Raw genomic sequence first — 14,412 nt, forward strand, 5'->3', positions numbered from 1 at the left:
TAGATTTGTTTCATAATTTGCAGCACTGTCGATTTCAGGCCTTAAATGGCTCTACATTTTTCAATTATGTTTTCAAGCGAAACGGTATTTTTTCTTGCTTTTGCAACCTTTGTTCTTCTTATTATGGCCGTCGACCTGGGCCTTTTTTCGAAGCAAAAAAGTCATGTTGTCAAATTTAAAGAGGCTGCTATATGGAGTGCTATCTGGGTCGCTTTATCTATTTGCTTTTATTTCTTCCTTAAGGATTTCGGGTATCTGGTTCATGGAATCGACACGTTTGCCCGATTAAAGGAAGTGCGCGATATGTATGCCGACCACGTCCAGTTTGTAGCAGGTAATTTTCCGGCAAGTCTCGCTCGTTTTCAGAATAATATGGCCCTCGAATACATAACAGGCTACCTGGTTGAGTATTCACTTTCGGCGGATAATATTTTTGTATTTATTCTTATTTTCAACTCATTCGGTGTTCAGGAACGGTTTTACAAAAAGATTCTGGTGTATGGTATTCTTGGTGCCATTATCCTGCGCTTTATCTTCATCTTCGTGGGTTCGGCACTGATTCAGGAGTTTGAATGGGTTATGTATTTGTTTGGTGCTTTTCTGGTCTACACAGGTATTCAGCTATTTTTTCAAAAAGAAGAAGATGAAAAAATTGATCCAAATGAGCATCCTGTCGTTCGGTTTGTCAGTAAATACTTGAACGTATACCAGCGTAACGTAACCGATAATTTCTTCGTCCGGCGGAAGTCTGACCGGAAAGTATTTGTAACGCCCCTGTTCATTATTGTTATCGTCGTTGCCGTAACGGATTTGGTTTTTGCTGTTGACTCTATACCTGCCATTTTTTCCATCACGAAGGACCCGTACATCGTCTTTTTCTCGAATGTATTCGCCATCATGGGCTTACGCTCCATGTTTTTCTTCCTGTCGAGTATTATGAGTCAATTCCGTTTCCTGAAGATAGGATTGGCGGTGTTGTTAACATTCATTGGTGTCAAGATGCTGGCCGAACACTGGCTGGCTGATCAGGGCTTTAAACCCGTTTATTCGTTGTACATTATCGTTGGTATTTTGAGTGTTAGTATTCTTGCCTCGTGGTTGATTCCCGAAAAAAAGGCCTAAGTGGGATGGTAAACCAATGGGATTTCTACTATTTAGACGATTTTCTGGGTTTTACGTTATAATGCTGTAAGTCCTTAAAATTCCGTGAAAACTTCGCAAGGTCGCCCGGCAATTTCTACGTCTGTTCTTAAAACGTTTCGCCGACGGCTAACTAACTTGAGCAGTCGCAATCGTTCGCTTTTGTTGACTAGCCTGCCTGCCCGTCAGTTTCTGGATCTCCACGAAACGGATTTTCTGCTTAACAAACCGTCGTTTACGCTGATTGCAGATCTGATAAGTCAGAAACTATCGGTCACGTTGTGCGAAGTACTGGATGCCCGGCAGGGGCGTAGCAATGAGGTGAGCCGTAAACTTCGTCAAATTAACCGTACGGCCCGGTTTATTGAAGAGGAGCGCGGCACAGAGGATTTGTATGTTGGCTGGCCGTTTGTGAAAGGTAAATTCATGGATGATACCGTCGTTCACGGGCCGTTGCTGTTTTTTCCGGTTCAGCTTTCACACCAGGGGAAATTCTGGAAACTTACGCGCCGGGGTGATGAGATGGCTTTTTTGAACCCCACCTTAGCACTGGCTTATGGCCAGTTCAATCAGGTAAAACTGCCCGATGAAATAGTGGAGAAAGCAATGGATGACTTTGATCGCGATCCATTGACTTTCCGCACACAATTGTACGAGTGGCTCAAAACTACCCCGCTCGAAATCAACTTCAACCAGGACTTGTTTACTGACAAGCTCCAGTATTTTACCAAACAAACAGCTAAAGACCTCGCACAACTGGAGCGTACCGGTGAGCTGAAACTCTATCCGGAAGCCGTATTGGGCATATTTCCCCAGGCTGGCTCCTTTTTGGTACCGGACTATGATGAGTTGATAGCTAGGCAGGAAGGGGAGGAGCAGGGAGAAGAAACCGATACCATCTCCCACCCTATCACTTTTCCCTTCCTACCGGAAAAAAATATCCACACGCCCCTGCCAATGGATGCATCGCAGGAGGCAGCCGTACGAGCCGTAAAAGCCGGTCAGTCATTAGTCGTTCAGGGACCTCCCGGAACGGGAAAATCACAGCTAATTGCTAACCTTATGGCCGATGCCGCTGCGTCGGGAAAACGAGTGCTGCTCGTATGCCAGAAACGGGCTGCGCTCGATGTAGTACAGGAACGACTACGGCAGGTAGGAATGGCTCCATTTCTGGCTCTGATACATGATTTCCAGGATGATCGTCGGGTATTATACGCTCAAATTGCTGCCCAGATAAGCCAGATAGATGTTTATCGGCAACTGAATAATAGCCTGAATGCGGTATTGCTTGAGCGGGATTTTGATGTTGAGAGCCGCCGGATTGACGAAACGGTAGCTGAGTTACAGGTATTTAAAACGGCTTTATTCGATACGAATGAGTGCGGTCTTTCTGCTAAAGAACTATACCTGACCACTACGGCTAATCATACGCCATTACTATTGAATGAAGTATATCAGCAGTTTAATCTGGCAGAAATGGATGATTTTGCTGGTCGACTGAGCGATTACGCAGCGTATCAGCAACGGGTAGGCGCTGGACATCATTGGGCCAAACGAGTGTGTTTTTCTCAGTTCACGAATGGTGATTTAGGGGAAATTGACCAGCGTATTGTTAGTTGGGACGAATTGCGAAGGAATACTAATGAGCGGTGTAAAATAGTATTGGGTAAAACCCTTTCGTTTAGTGAATTAGCTAACTGGCAGGCTCACGATTGTGAAATCACTTCGATTATAACGTTGATAGATGCCGGATCGCCAGATACACTAGCAGTATGGAAAGTTATCAATCAGCTACGAGACAATCCCAGCCATTCTGTCTTAACGACTGCCGAAGCTAGAATAGAGCAGTTGGCCAACGCTTGGGAACAAACGCTGGCCTTGCCTGGTCCAGAAAACTCATTATCTACTACCGATCTCCGCGCATTTCGCGATCTGTTGGCGGGGGCGTTAGCTGTACGTTCTTCCTGGATACAGTGGAACTGGTGGCAGCTCCGGAATTCGGGTAAAGCTCAACTACAGGAGGTACTAGCGTCCAATGGGCTTTCTACTTCGGAACAGGATTTAAAAACCCTGATGATCAGGGTTAATCAGCGAATTAAGCTGGAAGCGATACGCTACGAAGTGCAACCGCTGTTGGCTGATTTATCACTCGCAGAATCGCCCGAAGGAATGCGGTTACTCCGGCGTGCCCAGCACCTGACTGAACGCATAAATACCCTGGAATCGTTTTGTCAACTCCCTGCTTCTATATGGAAAAAAAGCCAGATGGCCTTTGTTGACGATGTTTCAACGATTCTGACCCTGTCCACTACTATAACCCGGCAACAAACAGATGCGCAAGCATACCTGACTACAAATCAACTGCTTAAACTGTGGGAAGAAAACGATTGTGTTGAACCGCTTCGGCAATCGCTTAGGAACGATTTTGACCTAATAGTCGAGTCTGACCGGTTGTATGATGGGTTTTCGGAAGTTGAAAAAACAGTAATTCAGCGACTTGCTGATCAATCTCCAGAAAGCTGGACAGTGTTATTTCAAAAAAATATCCGTTGTGCCTGGCTTGACCATCTCGAAATGTTACATCCGGAATTGCGAAGTGTATCTTCACTCAAAATGGGTCAGTGGGAGCAGCAATTGCAGGAGAGTATTGTACGGAAACAATCGCTGAGCCGGGATATTTTGTTAGTTAAACTTCGCGAACAGACGTATCGAAACTTAACGCTCAATCGACTGAACAACGTAGTTTCATACCGCGATCTGTTACATCAAACGACCAAAAAACGTAATGTCTGGCCAGTACGTAAGCTAATGGACATGTTTGCCGACGAGGTATTTAAATTGGTACCCTGTTGGTTAGCCTCGCCTGAGTCGGTTTCGGCCATGTTTCCCCTCCGTGAGGATCTGTTCGATCTGGTTATTTTTGACGAAGCTTCTCAGTGCTTTGCTGAAAACGGTATTCCGGCCATGGCTCGGGGCAGCCATGTTGTTATTACGGGCGACAATCAGCAACTTCGCCCTAGTGATTTATACCGTATTCGTCTGGACGATACAGAGCCAGACGAAGAAATACCAGCCGCTCTGGAGGTAGAGTCTTTGCTGGAACTGGCGGCTCAGAATCTGCCACAACTATCATTGACTGAACACTACCGCAGTCGCTCACTGGATCTGATTACCTTTTCAAATGAGCATTTTTATCAAAGTAAACTCACGCTATTACCCCACTTTGATGAAATCAACCAACACCAGCCTGCTATTCGCTACCACAACGTCAAAGGTGTGTGGCAACAGAACACGAATCCGATTGAAGGGGAAGCTGTCCTTCAGATATTAGACCAGATAGGTACCGAATTACCAGGCCGATCGGTTGGCATTGTAACGTTCAATTACCAGCAACAGCAATTAATTCAGGATATGCTGGAAAGTATAGCAGGGGTAGAATTGGCAAAGAATAAGAAGGAATTGCCACCCGGACTTTTTGTCAAAAATATTGAAAACGTACAGGGTGATGAACGTGACATCATTATTTTTTCTGTTGGTTATGCAGCTGATGAACGTGGCCGGTTATCGATGCAGTTCGGGAGTCTGAATATGCGTGGGGGCGAAAATCGACTAAATGTGGCGATTACGCGCGCGCGGGAACGGGTGTATGTTGTCACGAGTTTGTGGCCAGAACAACTTAACGTAGCTAATACAGCGAATGAAGGGCCTAAACTCCTCAAATCCTACCTAATGTATGCCTTCAATGTAGCGCAGGGGCAGTTTGAGCCGATTCCCCAACCACAACAGACACTGATCGCCACTACATTATTAAAAACTAAACTGGCCGCTAACCATTCTAACTGGCAATCGGAACTCCCTTTCGCCGATTTGACCATTAAATCGCATGAAGCCTATGAATCACTAATCCTTACGGACGATGACGCGTATTATCAGCAAACAGGTAAACAGGCACATGCTTATTTACCCATCGCGCTTCGAGCACGAAACTGGCCTTTTGAACGCATCTGGAGCCGACAGTTCTGGCGAAAGGAGATTTAGCGTGTAACGAATCTATCGTTTGTATAAAAAAGAAGCCTGAGTTTCCCCAAGCCTCATTTTTTTACTCCTGCATCATTCCGATGAACTGGTCAAATAGATAATGCGAATCATGGGGACCAGGAGATGATTCGGGGTGGTACTGTACCGAAAAAGCGGGTTTATCTTTCAGCCGTATACCCTCGATTGTTTTGTCATTAAGGTTAATGTGCGTGAGTTCCACATTGTCCATGTCCATTACTTCGTTGGCTTTAACGGCAAAACCATGATTTTGTGAAGTCACCTCACAATGACCGGTAATCAGGTTTTTAACCGGGTGGTTCAGGCCCCGGTGCCCATTATGCATTTTGTAAGTCGAGATACCACTAGCCAATGAAAGAATCTGATGTCCCAGACAAATACCGAATAATGGTTTATCCGTATCTAATGCCTGTTTGACAGTTTCTACGGCGTAAGGCATAGCGGCCGGGTCGCCGGGGCCATTAGCGATGAAGTAGCCATTGGGTTTCCAGGCTGCTAAATCAGCATGCGATGTACGGGCAGGAAATACTTTGCAGAATACACCCCGCTGATTAAAGTTACTCAGAATGCTCCGCTTAACGCCTAAATCCAGCACAGCCACACGAAGTTTTGCTTCCGGGTCTCCCTGTTCATAGGCTTCCTGTGTACAAACCTCCGATGAAAGTTCAAGGCCATCCATATCCGGAACTTTCTGTAATTCGGCAAGCAGTATGGCTGGGTCAAGTATCTCCGACGAAATAATGCAGTTCATTACGCCCTTCGAGCGGATATAACGCACTAACTGACGTGTATCGACTCCGTGGATACCAACAATATTGGCCTGCTCAAAGTAATCCTGCAATGACCCGTCGGCTGTATAGCGAGAGTGGATATTAGAAAAGAAATTACAGACCATAGCCCGTATTTTTACTCCACCGGACTCTTGTTCTGCCGTATTTAATACCCCATAATTACCAATATGTGAGGTTGTATTTATAATTACCTGGCCATAATAGGAGGGGTCTGTATAAATTTCCTGGTAGCCGGTCATGCCGGTATTAAAACAGATTTCGCCACCGGCTGTACCAATTTTACCAAGAGCCAGACCCCGGTAAACTGTTCCATCCTGTAAAACCAGTAGTGCTTCAGGTTGCTGCGTATGTTTCATGTATACTTTCTTCGGCTTTAAAGACTAAAAAAAAAGGCTAACCATTGCGGTTAACCCATTTCAATATGACGCTTTTATAAGTCAATTCGTTATTCTTCTTTACCACCTTTTAAACGATCCTGCAACGCCTGCAACTCATCCCATTTGCCATCGCGGGCCAGGGCTGCCTGTTCATTCCAGGTTGTTGCATCGTGTACGTTAAACCGTGGACCTGCATCAACCAAAACCTGTTGTACGGTTTCGTCTTCTGCAGAAGCCAACTGGGCAAAGGTAGTAATGCCGGCGTTATTGAGCAACTCAGCTATTTTAGGACCGATTCCCTCAACTTTCGTTAAGTCATCGCCCTTATCTGTCGTTGCAGCAGGCGCTTGTTCGGTTTCAACAACTTCGGCAGATGGCTGCTCTTCAACCACAGGTGCTTCCGTTTCGGTAGCTTCTGCAACCGGGGTTTCTGTAGTTGTAACGGGCTTAGCAGCACTACCACCCCGACGACTCCGGCGAGTTTTGGTTGTAGCAGTCGCTTTTTCAGCGGCAGCAGCGATTAACAATTCGTTGAAATCAACTAGCTCAATCAGGCAGGTTTCGGCATTGTCGCCTAACCGGTTACCTAATTTGATGATGCGTGTGTAACCGCCTGGACGAGCAGCTATTTTATCCGCCACCATCCCAAACAGTTCTTTCATCGTTTCTTTGTCGTTCAACGACCTGAATACGATACGACGATTTTGGTAGGTGTCATCCTTAGCGCGGGTCAGAATTGGCTCTACGAATTTGCGAAGTTCCTTGGCCTTGGCTACTGTTGTCTCGATACGCTTATGCAGGATCAGCGACGAAGCCATGTTTTGCAGCATTGCCTCGCGGTGCGAGTGTGTGCGGCTGAGGTGATTATCTTTTTTACCGTGTCTCATTATAGTAAGTGTGTGCGGTTCCCCGCTGGGATTTGTAGTTTGTAGTTTGTAGTCACGAACCGTAAACCACAAACTACAAATCACAAACTAGCTTAGTCTTCGTCTAATCTGTACTTTGCAACGTCCATACCGAACGTTAAATTTTTCTCGGCAACCAATTGCTCAAGCTCCGTAAGTGACTTCTTTCCAAAGTTGCGGAACTTCATCATATCCGAAATCTCTAACCGGACAAGGTCACCCAGCGTCCGTACATCAGCTGATTTTAAACAGTTATACGCCCTTACTGACAGGTCAAGATCTGCCAATGACGTCTTCAGAAGTTTCCGCATATGCAGTACTTCTTCGTCTACTACATTTTCTTCTTCTGCTTTCGCCGTTTCAAACGTCATCGTTTGGTCCGAGAAAAGCATGAAGTGTTGAATCAGGATGTAAGCGGCTCCCTTTAAAGCTTCTTCTGGGTGAATAGACCCGTCCGTTTCAATGTCCAGCAACAAACGCTCGTAGTCCGTTTTCTGCTCAACCCGGGTGTTCTCAACACTGTATTTTACGTTTTTTATTGGCGTATAAATAGCATCGATAGGGATGTGCCCAAACGGCAACTCATTGGCACGTGGTTCATCGGCCGGAACGTATCCGCGACCTTTCTCCACGAAAATCTCCATTTCCAGATCTCTCGTATCATCAATGTGGCAGATTTCCAGTTCTGGATTCAGCACTTCGAAGGATGGAGAAAATTTGGATATATCACCCGCTTTAAGAACCGATTGTTTCTTTATGTTGACGGTGATTTTGTTGTCGACCATATCGTTGATCTTCTTAAAGCGAACCATTTTTAGGTTCAGAATGATCTCCGTTACGTCTTCAACTACGCCCTCGATAGACGAAAACTCGTGTAGAACACCCGGGAATTTTACGCTTGTGATGGCGTATCCTTCCAGGGATGATAACAGAATGCGACGAAGCGCATTACCGATTGTTACACCATATCCTTTTTCGAGGGGTTTAAATTCAAACACCCCGTGAAAGTCGTCAGCTTTCTCCACTACGACTTTGTCGGGCATTTGGAACGCTAAAATTGACATACGTTTCGTATTTTAACAGCAGTTCTCTGCCTGGCGTGAAGACTGAAATTTATTTACGGTTTTCAGTACTTCGGTTCTGGGTATTCACTTGGACTGAAGACCAGCTTTCTACCGAAAACCAATCGACTTTAAACCGTAAACTATAGAAATCCAGCAAAACCCAAAACGGGTTCTGCTGGTAAAGCTTACTTCGAATACAATTCGACGATGGCCTGCTCGTTGAAGTTCTCTGGAATCTGGTCACGCTCCGGGAAGCTGATAAATTTGCCTACCATTTGTTGACCATCCCACTCAACCCAGTTATACCGCTTCGTACTACGAGCTGATAAACTAGATGTAACAGCCTCCAGTGATTTCGATTTTTCCCGAACGCCGATCAGCTGGCCGGGCTTTAACGAATAAGAAGGAATATTTACAACCTCGCCATCTACGATGATATGCTTGTGCGATACCAATTGGCGGGCTGCCCGCCGGGAAGAAGCAATACCCATACGATAAACCGTATTATCAAGACGGGCTTCGCACAATTTGAGGAGGTTTTCCCCCGTGATTCCTTCACGAACCTGTGCCCGGTGAAATAGTGCGCGGAACTGACGTTCCAGAATACCATAGGTATACTTTACCTTTTGTTTTTCCAGAAGTTGTAACGCATATTCGGATTGTTTCCGTTTGCGACCACGGCCGTGCATACCCGGTCCGTAATTTTTCTTTTGGAGCGCTTTGCTCGGTCCCATAATGGGCTCGCCGAACTTGCGCGAAATTTTGGCTTTGGGGCCTGTGTAACGTGCCATTCTTCAATGAATGAATAAAGTGAAACATTGGACAGACACAACTAAATGTCGCCTGCCCCTATTCATGCCATCCGTAAATTATACGCGACGACGTTTTGGCGGCCGACATCCATTGTGCGGCAGCGGGGTAATATCACGAATTGTCGTTACTTCGATACCCGAGTTCTGAATGGTACGAATAGCCGACTCACGGCCTGAACCGGGACCTTTAACAAACACTTCTGCTTTGCGCATTCCCAGATCGTGGGCTACGGCAGCACAGTTAGACGCGGCAGTCTGAGCAGCATAGGGGGTATTTTTCTTAGAACCCCGGAAGCCCATTTTACCTGCTGATGCCCAGGATATAACCTGGCCATTCATGTTTGTGATCGAAATGATGATGTTATTGAACGTAGCCCGAATGTGAATCTGACCAACAGGTTCAACAACGACCACCCGCTTTTTCGCTTTGTCTTTGCGTTTTGCTTGAGCCATCTTTTGTAGGTAATCGTCAATGTGTCACGGGTTATCATTACTTGCCATTCAGCTATTAAATGACCACAAATGAACCTTGTGACGATGAGCGACCGATTAATTATTTTGTTACTTTCTTTTTGTTAGCAACAGTCTTCCGCTTCCCTTTCCGGGTGCGAGAGTTGTTCTTTGTGTGCTGACCACGAACTGGTAGACCTTTACGGTGACGCAGCCCACGATAGCAACCGATATCCATCAAGCGCTTAATGCTTAACTGAACTTCTGAACGAAGCTGACCCTCTACTTTGTACTCGTTCGATATAGCATTACGCACAGCGCTCGCTTCATCGTCCGACCACTCACTAGCTTTCTTATCGACACTGATACCAGCGTCGGTCAGGATTTTCTTAGCTCGGCTACGACCAATGCCGTAGATGTACGTCAGCGCAATTTCGCCACGCTTCTTGTCTGGAATATCAACACCTGCAATACGTGCCATACTTATCCTTGTCTTTGTTTGTAACGGGGATTCTTTTTGTTGATCACGTACAGCTTCCCTTTCCGCCGGATCACTTTGCAGTCTTCGCTGCGTTTCTTAATTGACGCTTTAACTTTCATGATTTTGGTTTCGTTTGATATCCAAATCTCCGAAGTTTAACGCTTGACTTTGTCAGGTCAAACTTCAAATTGTACATGCCAAACTGTTACTTGTACCGATAAACAATTCTTGCCTTACTCAAGTCATAAGGCGACATCTCTAACTTTACGCGGTCTCCTGGCAAAATCTTGATGTAATTCATCCGCATTTTGCCCGAGATGTGAGCAATTACCTCATGTTTGTTAGCCAACTCGACCCGAAACATTGCATTTGACAATGCTTCCAAAATTATACCGTCCTGTTCTATAGAATTCTGCTTTGCCATATTCGCTTTAAGCTGCCATCAGTTCATTTTTATCGACCATCAGGCTTGTATTGGCGGTAACTTCTTCGATATATTCAAAGGTTGTCAGGATTTCCGGTTTCCCTTTCCGCACGGCCACCGTATGTTCAAAGTGCGCTGAAGGTTTGTGGTCTACCGTTCTAATTGTCCAGCCATCACGTTCCTGAACAACTCCTTTCTTTCCAAAATTGATCATCGGTTCAATTGCCAGAATCATTCCCTCATGCAATCGCGGTCCCTGACCTCTTTTACCGTAGTTAGGAACTTCAGGAGCTTCGTGCAAATCCTGCCCAACCCCATGACCCACTAGCTCACGAACAACTGAATAACCAAATTTCTCCGTATAGGTCTGAATAGCATATCCAATATCACCAACTCGATTTCCTTCTACAGCCTTTTCAAGACCAACGTAAAGGGATTGCTTTGTTCGGCTAAGCAATCGGCGCACAGCAGGACTTACTTCGCCAATCGGATACGTATAAGCACTATCACTATGGTATCCGTTTAACTTAACGCCACAATCAATCGATACAATGTCACCATCACGAAGCTCATAACGGCTTGGGAATCCGTGAACCACTACGTCATTCACGGAAATACAAAGCGAGGCTGGGAATTTGTTGTAACCTAAGAATGAAGGGGTTCCACCATTATCCTTAATAAACGTTTCAGCCACTATGTCCAGTTCCTTCGTTGTTATACCAGGCCGGATAATCTTAGCCACTTCGGCATGCGCTTTCCCAAGTACCTGAGAACTGATTTTTATCAGAGCGATTTCTTCATCGCTTCTGAAATAAATCATTTTATCTTTTTTGTCAGAACCAGCCATTTCGTTTAAGCTGCTACCGTTTCGCTACTCGTACGTCCCTGAAGACGGCCTGATTTCATAAGGCCTTCATACCGACGCATCAGTAGATAGCTTTCAATCTGCTGAAGCGTATCAAGCACTACACCAACCATAATAAGGAGTGATGTACCGCCAAAAAACTGGGCGAACCCACTGGTCATCCCAAATATGTTAGCGATGGCTGGTAGTATAGCCACAATGGCCAGCATGATAGCACCTGGTAATGTGATTCGGTCGAGAACAGTACCAATGTATTCGGATGTTTGAAATCCTGGTTTTACACCCGGAATAAATCCACCACTCCGCTTCATGTCATCAGCAATCTGAACCGGGTTAACCGATATAGCTGTGTAGAAGAACGTGAAAACGATAATCAGTAGAGCAAACAGCACATTGTATTGCCACGTTGTATAGCTCTGAAAAGCGTTTTGTATACCAGCCGCAAAATCGCTTTTCTCCGAAAACAGCCCAGCTACGTACGTAGGGATAAACATCAGCGCCTGAGCGAAGATAATTGGCATCACACCCGCAGCGTTGAGTTTCAGTGGCAGATATTGACGCTGTCCACCTACTACTTTATTCCCAATAACCTGTTTGGCATACTGAATCGGAATTCGACGAACGGCCTGGGTGAGTACAACTGCTCCCATAACCACAAAGTACAGGGCTACCAGTTCCAGAACGAAGATCAGAATACCGCCTGACCCTCTCGACTGTTGTTCGCCGATCAACGCACCCGGAAGCCGGGAAACTATTCCAATCATGATAATCATTGAAATACCGTTTCCGATTCCTTTATCCGTAATTCGTTCTCCCAGCCACATACAAAATATGGTACCTGCTGTAAGAATGAATAGGGAAGAAATGGTAAACAGCCCCTGATCAATCAGTAACGCTTCTTTCGGAATTGTTGTACGGACGTAAGTCAGAGCCTGCACCGCAGTAACTACAATAGTTAGTATCCGCGTAATTTGATTCAGCCGCTTCCGCCCCGACTCACCTTCTTTTTGCATCTTCTGAAAATAAGGAAGTGCAAGTGTGAGTAGCTGAATGGCAATCGATGCCGAAATATACGGCATGATACCCAGTGCGAAAATTGACGCTTTACTGAATGCTCCACCCAAAAAAGTGTCTAACAAACCAAGTAACCCCTGAGGATTCAAATTTAGTTTGTTAGGATCGACACCCGGCAACACAATAGCTGAACCAAGACGGAAGGCCGTGATGAACAGTAGCGTGTTGAGGATTCGACTCCGCAACTCGTCAATCGCAAAAATATTCTTAAACGTGGTGATGAGTCGGTTCATAAAAGTAGGTCGGTCGTTACTACAATCACAACTTAGTTAGCTGCTTCTTCTTTCGCTTCTTTTGTAGGCACTATTGCCTTCCCACCTGCTTTTTCGATAGCTTCGATGGCACTGGCCGAAAACGCGTGAGCGTGAATTTCAACAGCAGTTTTCAACTCACCGCGACTTAAAACCTTGACAAGATCTTTTTTGCCTACCAGTCCATGCTGGAGCATAAAATTCATATCAATTACAGTTGCGTTGGTTTCATCAATCAACGTTTGGATGGAATCCAGATTGAGAGGCTTGTATTCGACGCGGTTAATATTCTTGAAACCGAACTTCGGCACCCGACGTTGTAGCGGCATTTGGCCACCTTCGAAGTGCGTTTTACGGCTATAACCTGAGCGCGATTGCGCTCCTTTGTGACCACGCGTAGACGTCCCGCCCATGCCTGATCCTTGCCCGCGTCCGACTCGCTTGCGCTCTGTGACGGAACCTTTTGCCGGTCTAAGGTTGCTTAAATTCATGTCTATATTATTAAAAAGATGATTCTTTCAGTCTTTCAAAACGTCTCTGACAGATAGTTAGAACGGTCTGAAAACCAAAAGAATCGCAAAGATACTTAAATTTCTTCAACCTTCACTAAGTGCTGCACCTTATTGATCGCACCTTTCAGCGAGTCATTGTATTCCAATTCGACACTGTGGTTGATTTTGCCCAAGCCTAACGACTTAATGGCATTTTTCTGAGATAACGGCCGCTTAATAGTGCTGCTAACCTGCGTAATGCGTACTTGTGCCATGTCTGTTGCTCCGTTTGTTAACCGTTAAATACTTTTGCCAAACTTACCTGACGCTGAAATGCTACCTGGTGTGGCAAACGCATTTTCAATAACGCATCAAGCGTAGCTTTTACCACGTTGTGTGGGTTTGATGATCCCTTTGATTTCGCCAGGATATCATGCACACCGGCAGATTCCAGGACGGCGCGCATAGCACCACCGGCAATTACACCCGTACCCGGAGCGGCTGGTTTCAGCAGGACAAAACCACCGCTGAACTTACCTTCCATTTCATGAGGTACTGTGCGCTTTAAGAGGGGAATCTGTACCAAGTTCTTCTTGGCATCTTCTACTCCTTTGGCAATTGCATCTGTTACTTCGTTGGCCTTACCCAATCCATAACCTACAACACCGTTACCATCGCCGACGACGACAATTGCCGAGAAACTAAACCGGCGACCACCTTTTACTACTTTCGCGACACGATTAATAGCTACGACCTTTTCCTTGAGGTCAGCTTCGTTAAACTTTGTCGGTCTTGCTGAATTGATATTCATCTTTTCGCAGTTAATGCTTAGAACTTAAGGCCACCCTCACGGGCTGCATCGGCCAATGCTTTTACTTTACCGTGATACAGGTAACCATTGCGATCAAACACGGCTGCGCTGATATTTTGCGCAACTGCTTTTTCGGCCAGACGCTGACCAACTTTCTTCGCTGTTTCTATCGTGTTGCCTTCTGCTTCGCTTTTCAACTCTACTGACGAGGCTGCTGCCAATGTACGACCGGCTATGTCGTCAATCAGTTGGGCGTAGATCGCTTTGTTTGAGCGAAAAACCGATAAGCGGGGGCGCTCAGCCGTACCTGACAATTTTGCACGGATGCTGTATTTAATCCGTTGTCTTCTTTCTTGCTTGTTCGTTGCCATCTTATTTGATTCCGACCAAATAGGCGTTTAAGTAATTTGATGCTTGTTG

At 45.7% G+C, this 14,412-nt stretch carries 16 protein-coding genes; 2 read left to right on the forward strand and 14 right to left on the reverse strand.

The features are described 5' to 3' along the window. The first annotated feature begins 66 nt into the window (after window positions 1-66). On the forward strand, window positions 67-1,122 hold the full coding sequence (locus B157_RS0114185; protein WP_020603972.1) for a TerC/Alx family metal homeostasis membrane protein: 1,056 nt from the start codon (window positions 67-69) through the stop codon (window positions 1,120-1,122). Between the two features lie 183 nt (window positions 1,123-1,305). Next, window positions 1,306-5,178: an AAA domain-containing protein gene (locus B157_RS0114190; RefSeq protein ID WP_020603973.1), complete on the forward strand. Its 3,873-nt coding sequence runs from the start codon at window positions 1,306-1,308 to the stop codon at window positions 5,176-5,178. Window positions 5,179-5,239: 61 nt separating this feature from the next. Here the strand turns inward: B157_RS0114190 and carA are convergent, their stop codons facing one another. From carA to rplR, 14 genes are all read right to left on the reverse strand, one after another. After that, on the reverse strand, window positions 5,240-6,343 hold the full coding sequence (carA, locus tag B157_RS0114195; RefSeq protein ID WP_020603974.1) for a glutamine-hydrolyzing carbamoyl-phosphate synthase small subunit: 1,104 nt from the start codon (window positions 6,341-6,343) through the stop codon (window positions 5,240-5,242). Between the two features lie 89 nt (window positions 6,344-6,432). After that, a complete protein-coding gene (gene rplQ / locus B157_RS0114200; RefSeq protein ID WP_026308697.1) occupies window positions 6,433-7,251 on the reverse strand; it encodes a 50S ribosomal protein L17 in 819 nt (272 codons plus the stop codon). Between the two features lie 92 nt (window positions 7,252-7,343). After that, window positions 7,344-8,333, reverse strand: a complete 990-nt coding sequence (locus B157_RS0114205) for a DNA-directed RNA polymerase subunit alpha (protein WP_026308698.1) — start codon at window positions 8,331-8,333, stop codon at window positions 7,344-7,346. Between the two features lie 185 nt (window positions 8,334-8,518). After that, window positions 8,519-9,124: a 30S ribosomal protein S4 gene (rpsD, locus tag B157_RS0114210; RefSeq protein WP_020603977.1), complete on the reverse strand. Its 606-nt coding sequence runs from the start codon at window positions 9,122-9,124 to the stop codon at window positions 8,519-8,521. Between the two features lie 78 nt (window positions 9,125-9,202). Then, complete coding sequence (gene rpsK / locus B157_RS0114215; RefSeq protein WP_018618721.1) at window positions 9,203-9,598, reverse strand: 30S ribosomal protein S11; 396 nt, start codon at window positions 9,596-9,598, stop codon at window positions 9,203-9,205. Between the two features lie 100 nt (window positions 9,599-9,698). Then, window positions 9,699-10,076, reverse strand: a complete 378-nt coding sequence (gene rpsM, locus B157_RS0114220; RefSeq protein WP_020603978.1) for a 30S ribosomal protein S13 — start codon at window positions 10,074-10,076, stop codon at window positions 9,699-9,701. Window positions 10,077-10,078: 2 nt separating this feature from the next. Next, window positions 10,079-10,195 (reverse strand): type B 50S ribosomal protein L36, encoded by a 117-nt coding sequence (gene ykgO, locus B157_RS0114225; protein WP_018618719.1) that lies wholly within the window; start codon window positions 10,193-10,195, stop codon window positions 10,079-10,081. An 86-nt stretch (window positions 10,196-10,281) separates the two neighbouring features. Next, complete coding sequence (gene infA, locus B157_RS0114230; RefSeq protein ID WP_018618718.1) at window positions 10,282-10,500, reverse strand: translation initiation factor IF-1; 219 nt, start codon at window positions 10,498-10,500, stop codon at window positions 10,282-10,284. A 7-nt stretch (window positions 10,501-10,507) separates the two neighbouring features. Further along, window positions 10,508-11,347 (reverse strand): type I methionyl aminopeptidase, encoded by an 840-nt coding sequence (gene map / locus B157_RS0114235; protein WP_020603979.1) that lies wholly within the window; start codon window positions 11,345-11,347, stop codon window positions 10,508-10,510. Window positions 11,348-11,352: 5 nt separating this feature from the next. Beyond that, the gene (gene secY, locus B157_RS0114240) at window positions 11,353-12,672 is read right to left on the reverse strand and encodes a preprotein translocase subunit SecY (RefSeq protein ID WP_020603980.1); all 1,320 of its coding nucleotides are present in this window, start codon (window positions 12,670-12,672) and stop codon (window positions 11,353-11,355) included. A gap of 32 nt (window positions 12,673-12,704) precedes the next feature. Beyond that, on the reverse strand, window positions 12,705-13,181 hold the full coding sequence (gene rplO / locus B157_RS0114245; protein WP_020603981.1) for a 50S ribosomal protein L15: 477 nt from the start codon (window positions 13,179-13,181) through the stop codon (window positions 12,705-12,707). 95 nt (window positions 13,182-13,276) lie between these two features. Then, window positions 13,277-13,456, reverse strand: coding sequence for a 50S ribosomal protein L30 (rpmD, locus tag B157_RS0114250; protein ID WP_018618714.1), 180 nt, complete (start codon window positions 13,454-13,456; stop codon window positions 13,277-13,279). 17 nt (window positions 13,457-13,473) lie between these two features. Further along, the gene (gene rpsE, locus B157_RS0114255; RefSeq protein WP_020603982.1) at window positions 13,474-13,992 is read right to left on the reverse strand and encodes a 30S ribosomal protein S5; all 519 of its coding nucleotides are present in this window, start codon (window positions 13,990-13,992) and stop codon (window positions 13,474-13,476) included. A 17-nt stretch (window positions 13,993-14,009) separates the two neighbouring features. Then, on the reverse strand, window positions 14,010-14,363 hold the full coding sequence (rplR, locus tag B157_RS0114260) for a 50S ribosomal protein L18 (RefSeq protein ID WP_020603983.1): 354 nt from the start codon (window positions 14,361-14,363) through the stop codon (window positions 14,010-14,012). Window positions 14,364-14,412 lie beyond the last annotated feature (49 nt).

This window comes from Spirosoma spitsbergense DSM 19989, assembly GCF_000374085.1.
Lineage (GTDB): Bacteria > Bacteroidota > Bacteroidia > Cytophagales > Spirosomataceae > Spirosoma > Spirosoma spitsbergense.

Coding starts and splice junctions, on each gene's coding strand:
- B157_RS0114185 (WP_020603972.1), top strand. CDS start 67: ATGTTTTCAAGCGAAACGGTATTTTTTCTTGCTTTTGCAACCTTTGTT.
- carA (WP_020603974.1), bottom strand. CDS start 6,343: ATGAAACATACGCAGCAACCTGAAGCACTACTGGTTTTACAGGATGGA.
- rplQ (WP_026308697.1), bottom strand. CDS start 7,251: ATGAGACACGGTAAAAAAGATAATCACCTCAGCCGCACACACTCGCAC.
- B157_RS0114205 (WP_026308698.1), bottom strand. CDS start 8,333: ATGTCAATTTTAGCGTTCCAAATGCCCGACAAAGTCGTAGTGGAGAAA.
- rpsD (WP_020603977.1), bottom strand. CDS start 9,124: ATGGCACGTTACACAGGCCCCAAAGCCAAAATTTCGCGCAAGTTCGGC.
- rpsK (WP_018618721.1), bottom strand. CDS start 9,598: ATGGCTCAAGCAAAACGCAAAGACAAAGCGAAAAAGCGGGTGGTCGTT.
- rpsM (WP_020603978.1), bottom strand. CDS start 10,076: ATGGCACGTATTGCAGGTGTTGATATTCCAGACAAGAAGCGTGGCGAA.
- ykgO (WP_018618719.1), bottom strand. CDS start 10,195: ATGAAAGTTAAAGCGTCAATTAAGAAACGCAGCGAAGACTGCAAAGTG.
- infA (WP_018618718.1), bottom strand. CDS start 10,500: ATGGCAAAGCAGAATTCTATAGAACAGGACGGTATAATTTTGGAAGCA.
- map (WP_020603979.1), bottom strand. CDS start 11,347: ATGGCTGGTTCTGACAAAAAAGATAAAATGATTTATTTCAGAAGCGAT.
- secY (WP_020603980.1), bottom strand. CDS start 12,672: ATGAACCGACTCATCACCACGTTTAAGAATATTTTTGCGATTGACGAG.
- rplO (WP_020603981.1), bottom strand. CDS start 13,181: ATGAATTTAAGCAACCTTAGACCGGCAAAAGGTTCCGTCACAGAGCGC.
- rpmD (WP_018618714.1), bottom strand. CDS start 13,456: ATGGCACAAGTACGCATTACGCAGGTTAGCAGCACTATTAAGCGGCCG.
- rpsE (WP_020603982.1), bottom strand. CDS start 13,992: ATGAATATCAATTCAGCAAGACCGACAAAGTTTAACGAAGCTGACCTC.
- rplR (WP_020603983.1), bottom strand. CDS start 14,363: ATGGCAACGAACAAGCAAGAAAGAAGACAACGGATTAAATACAGCATC.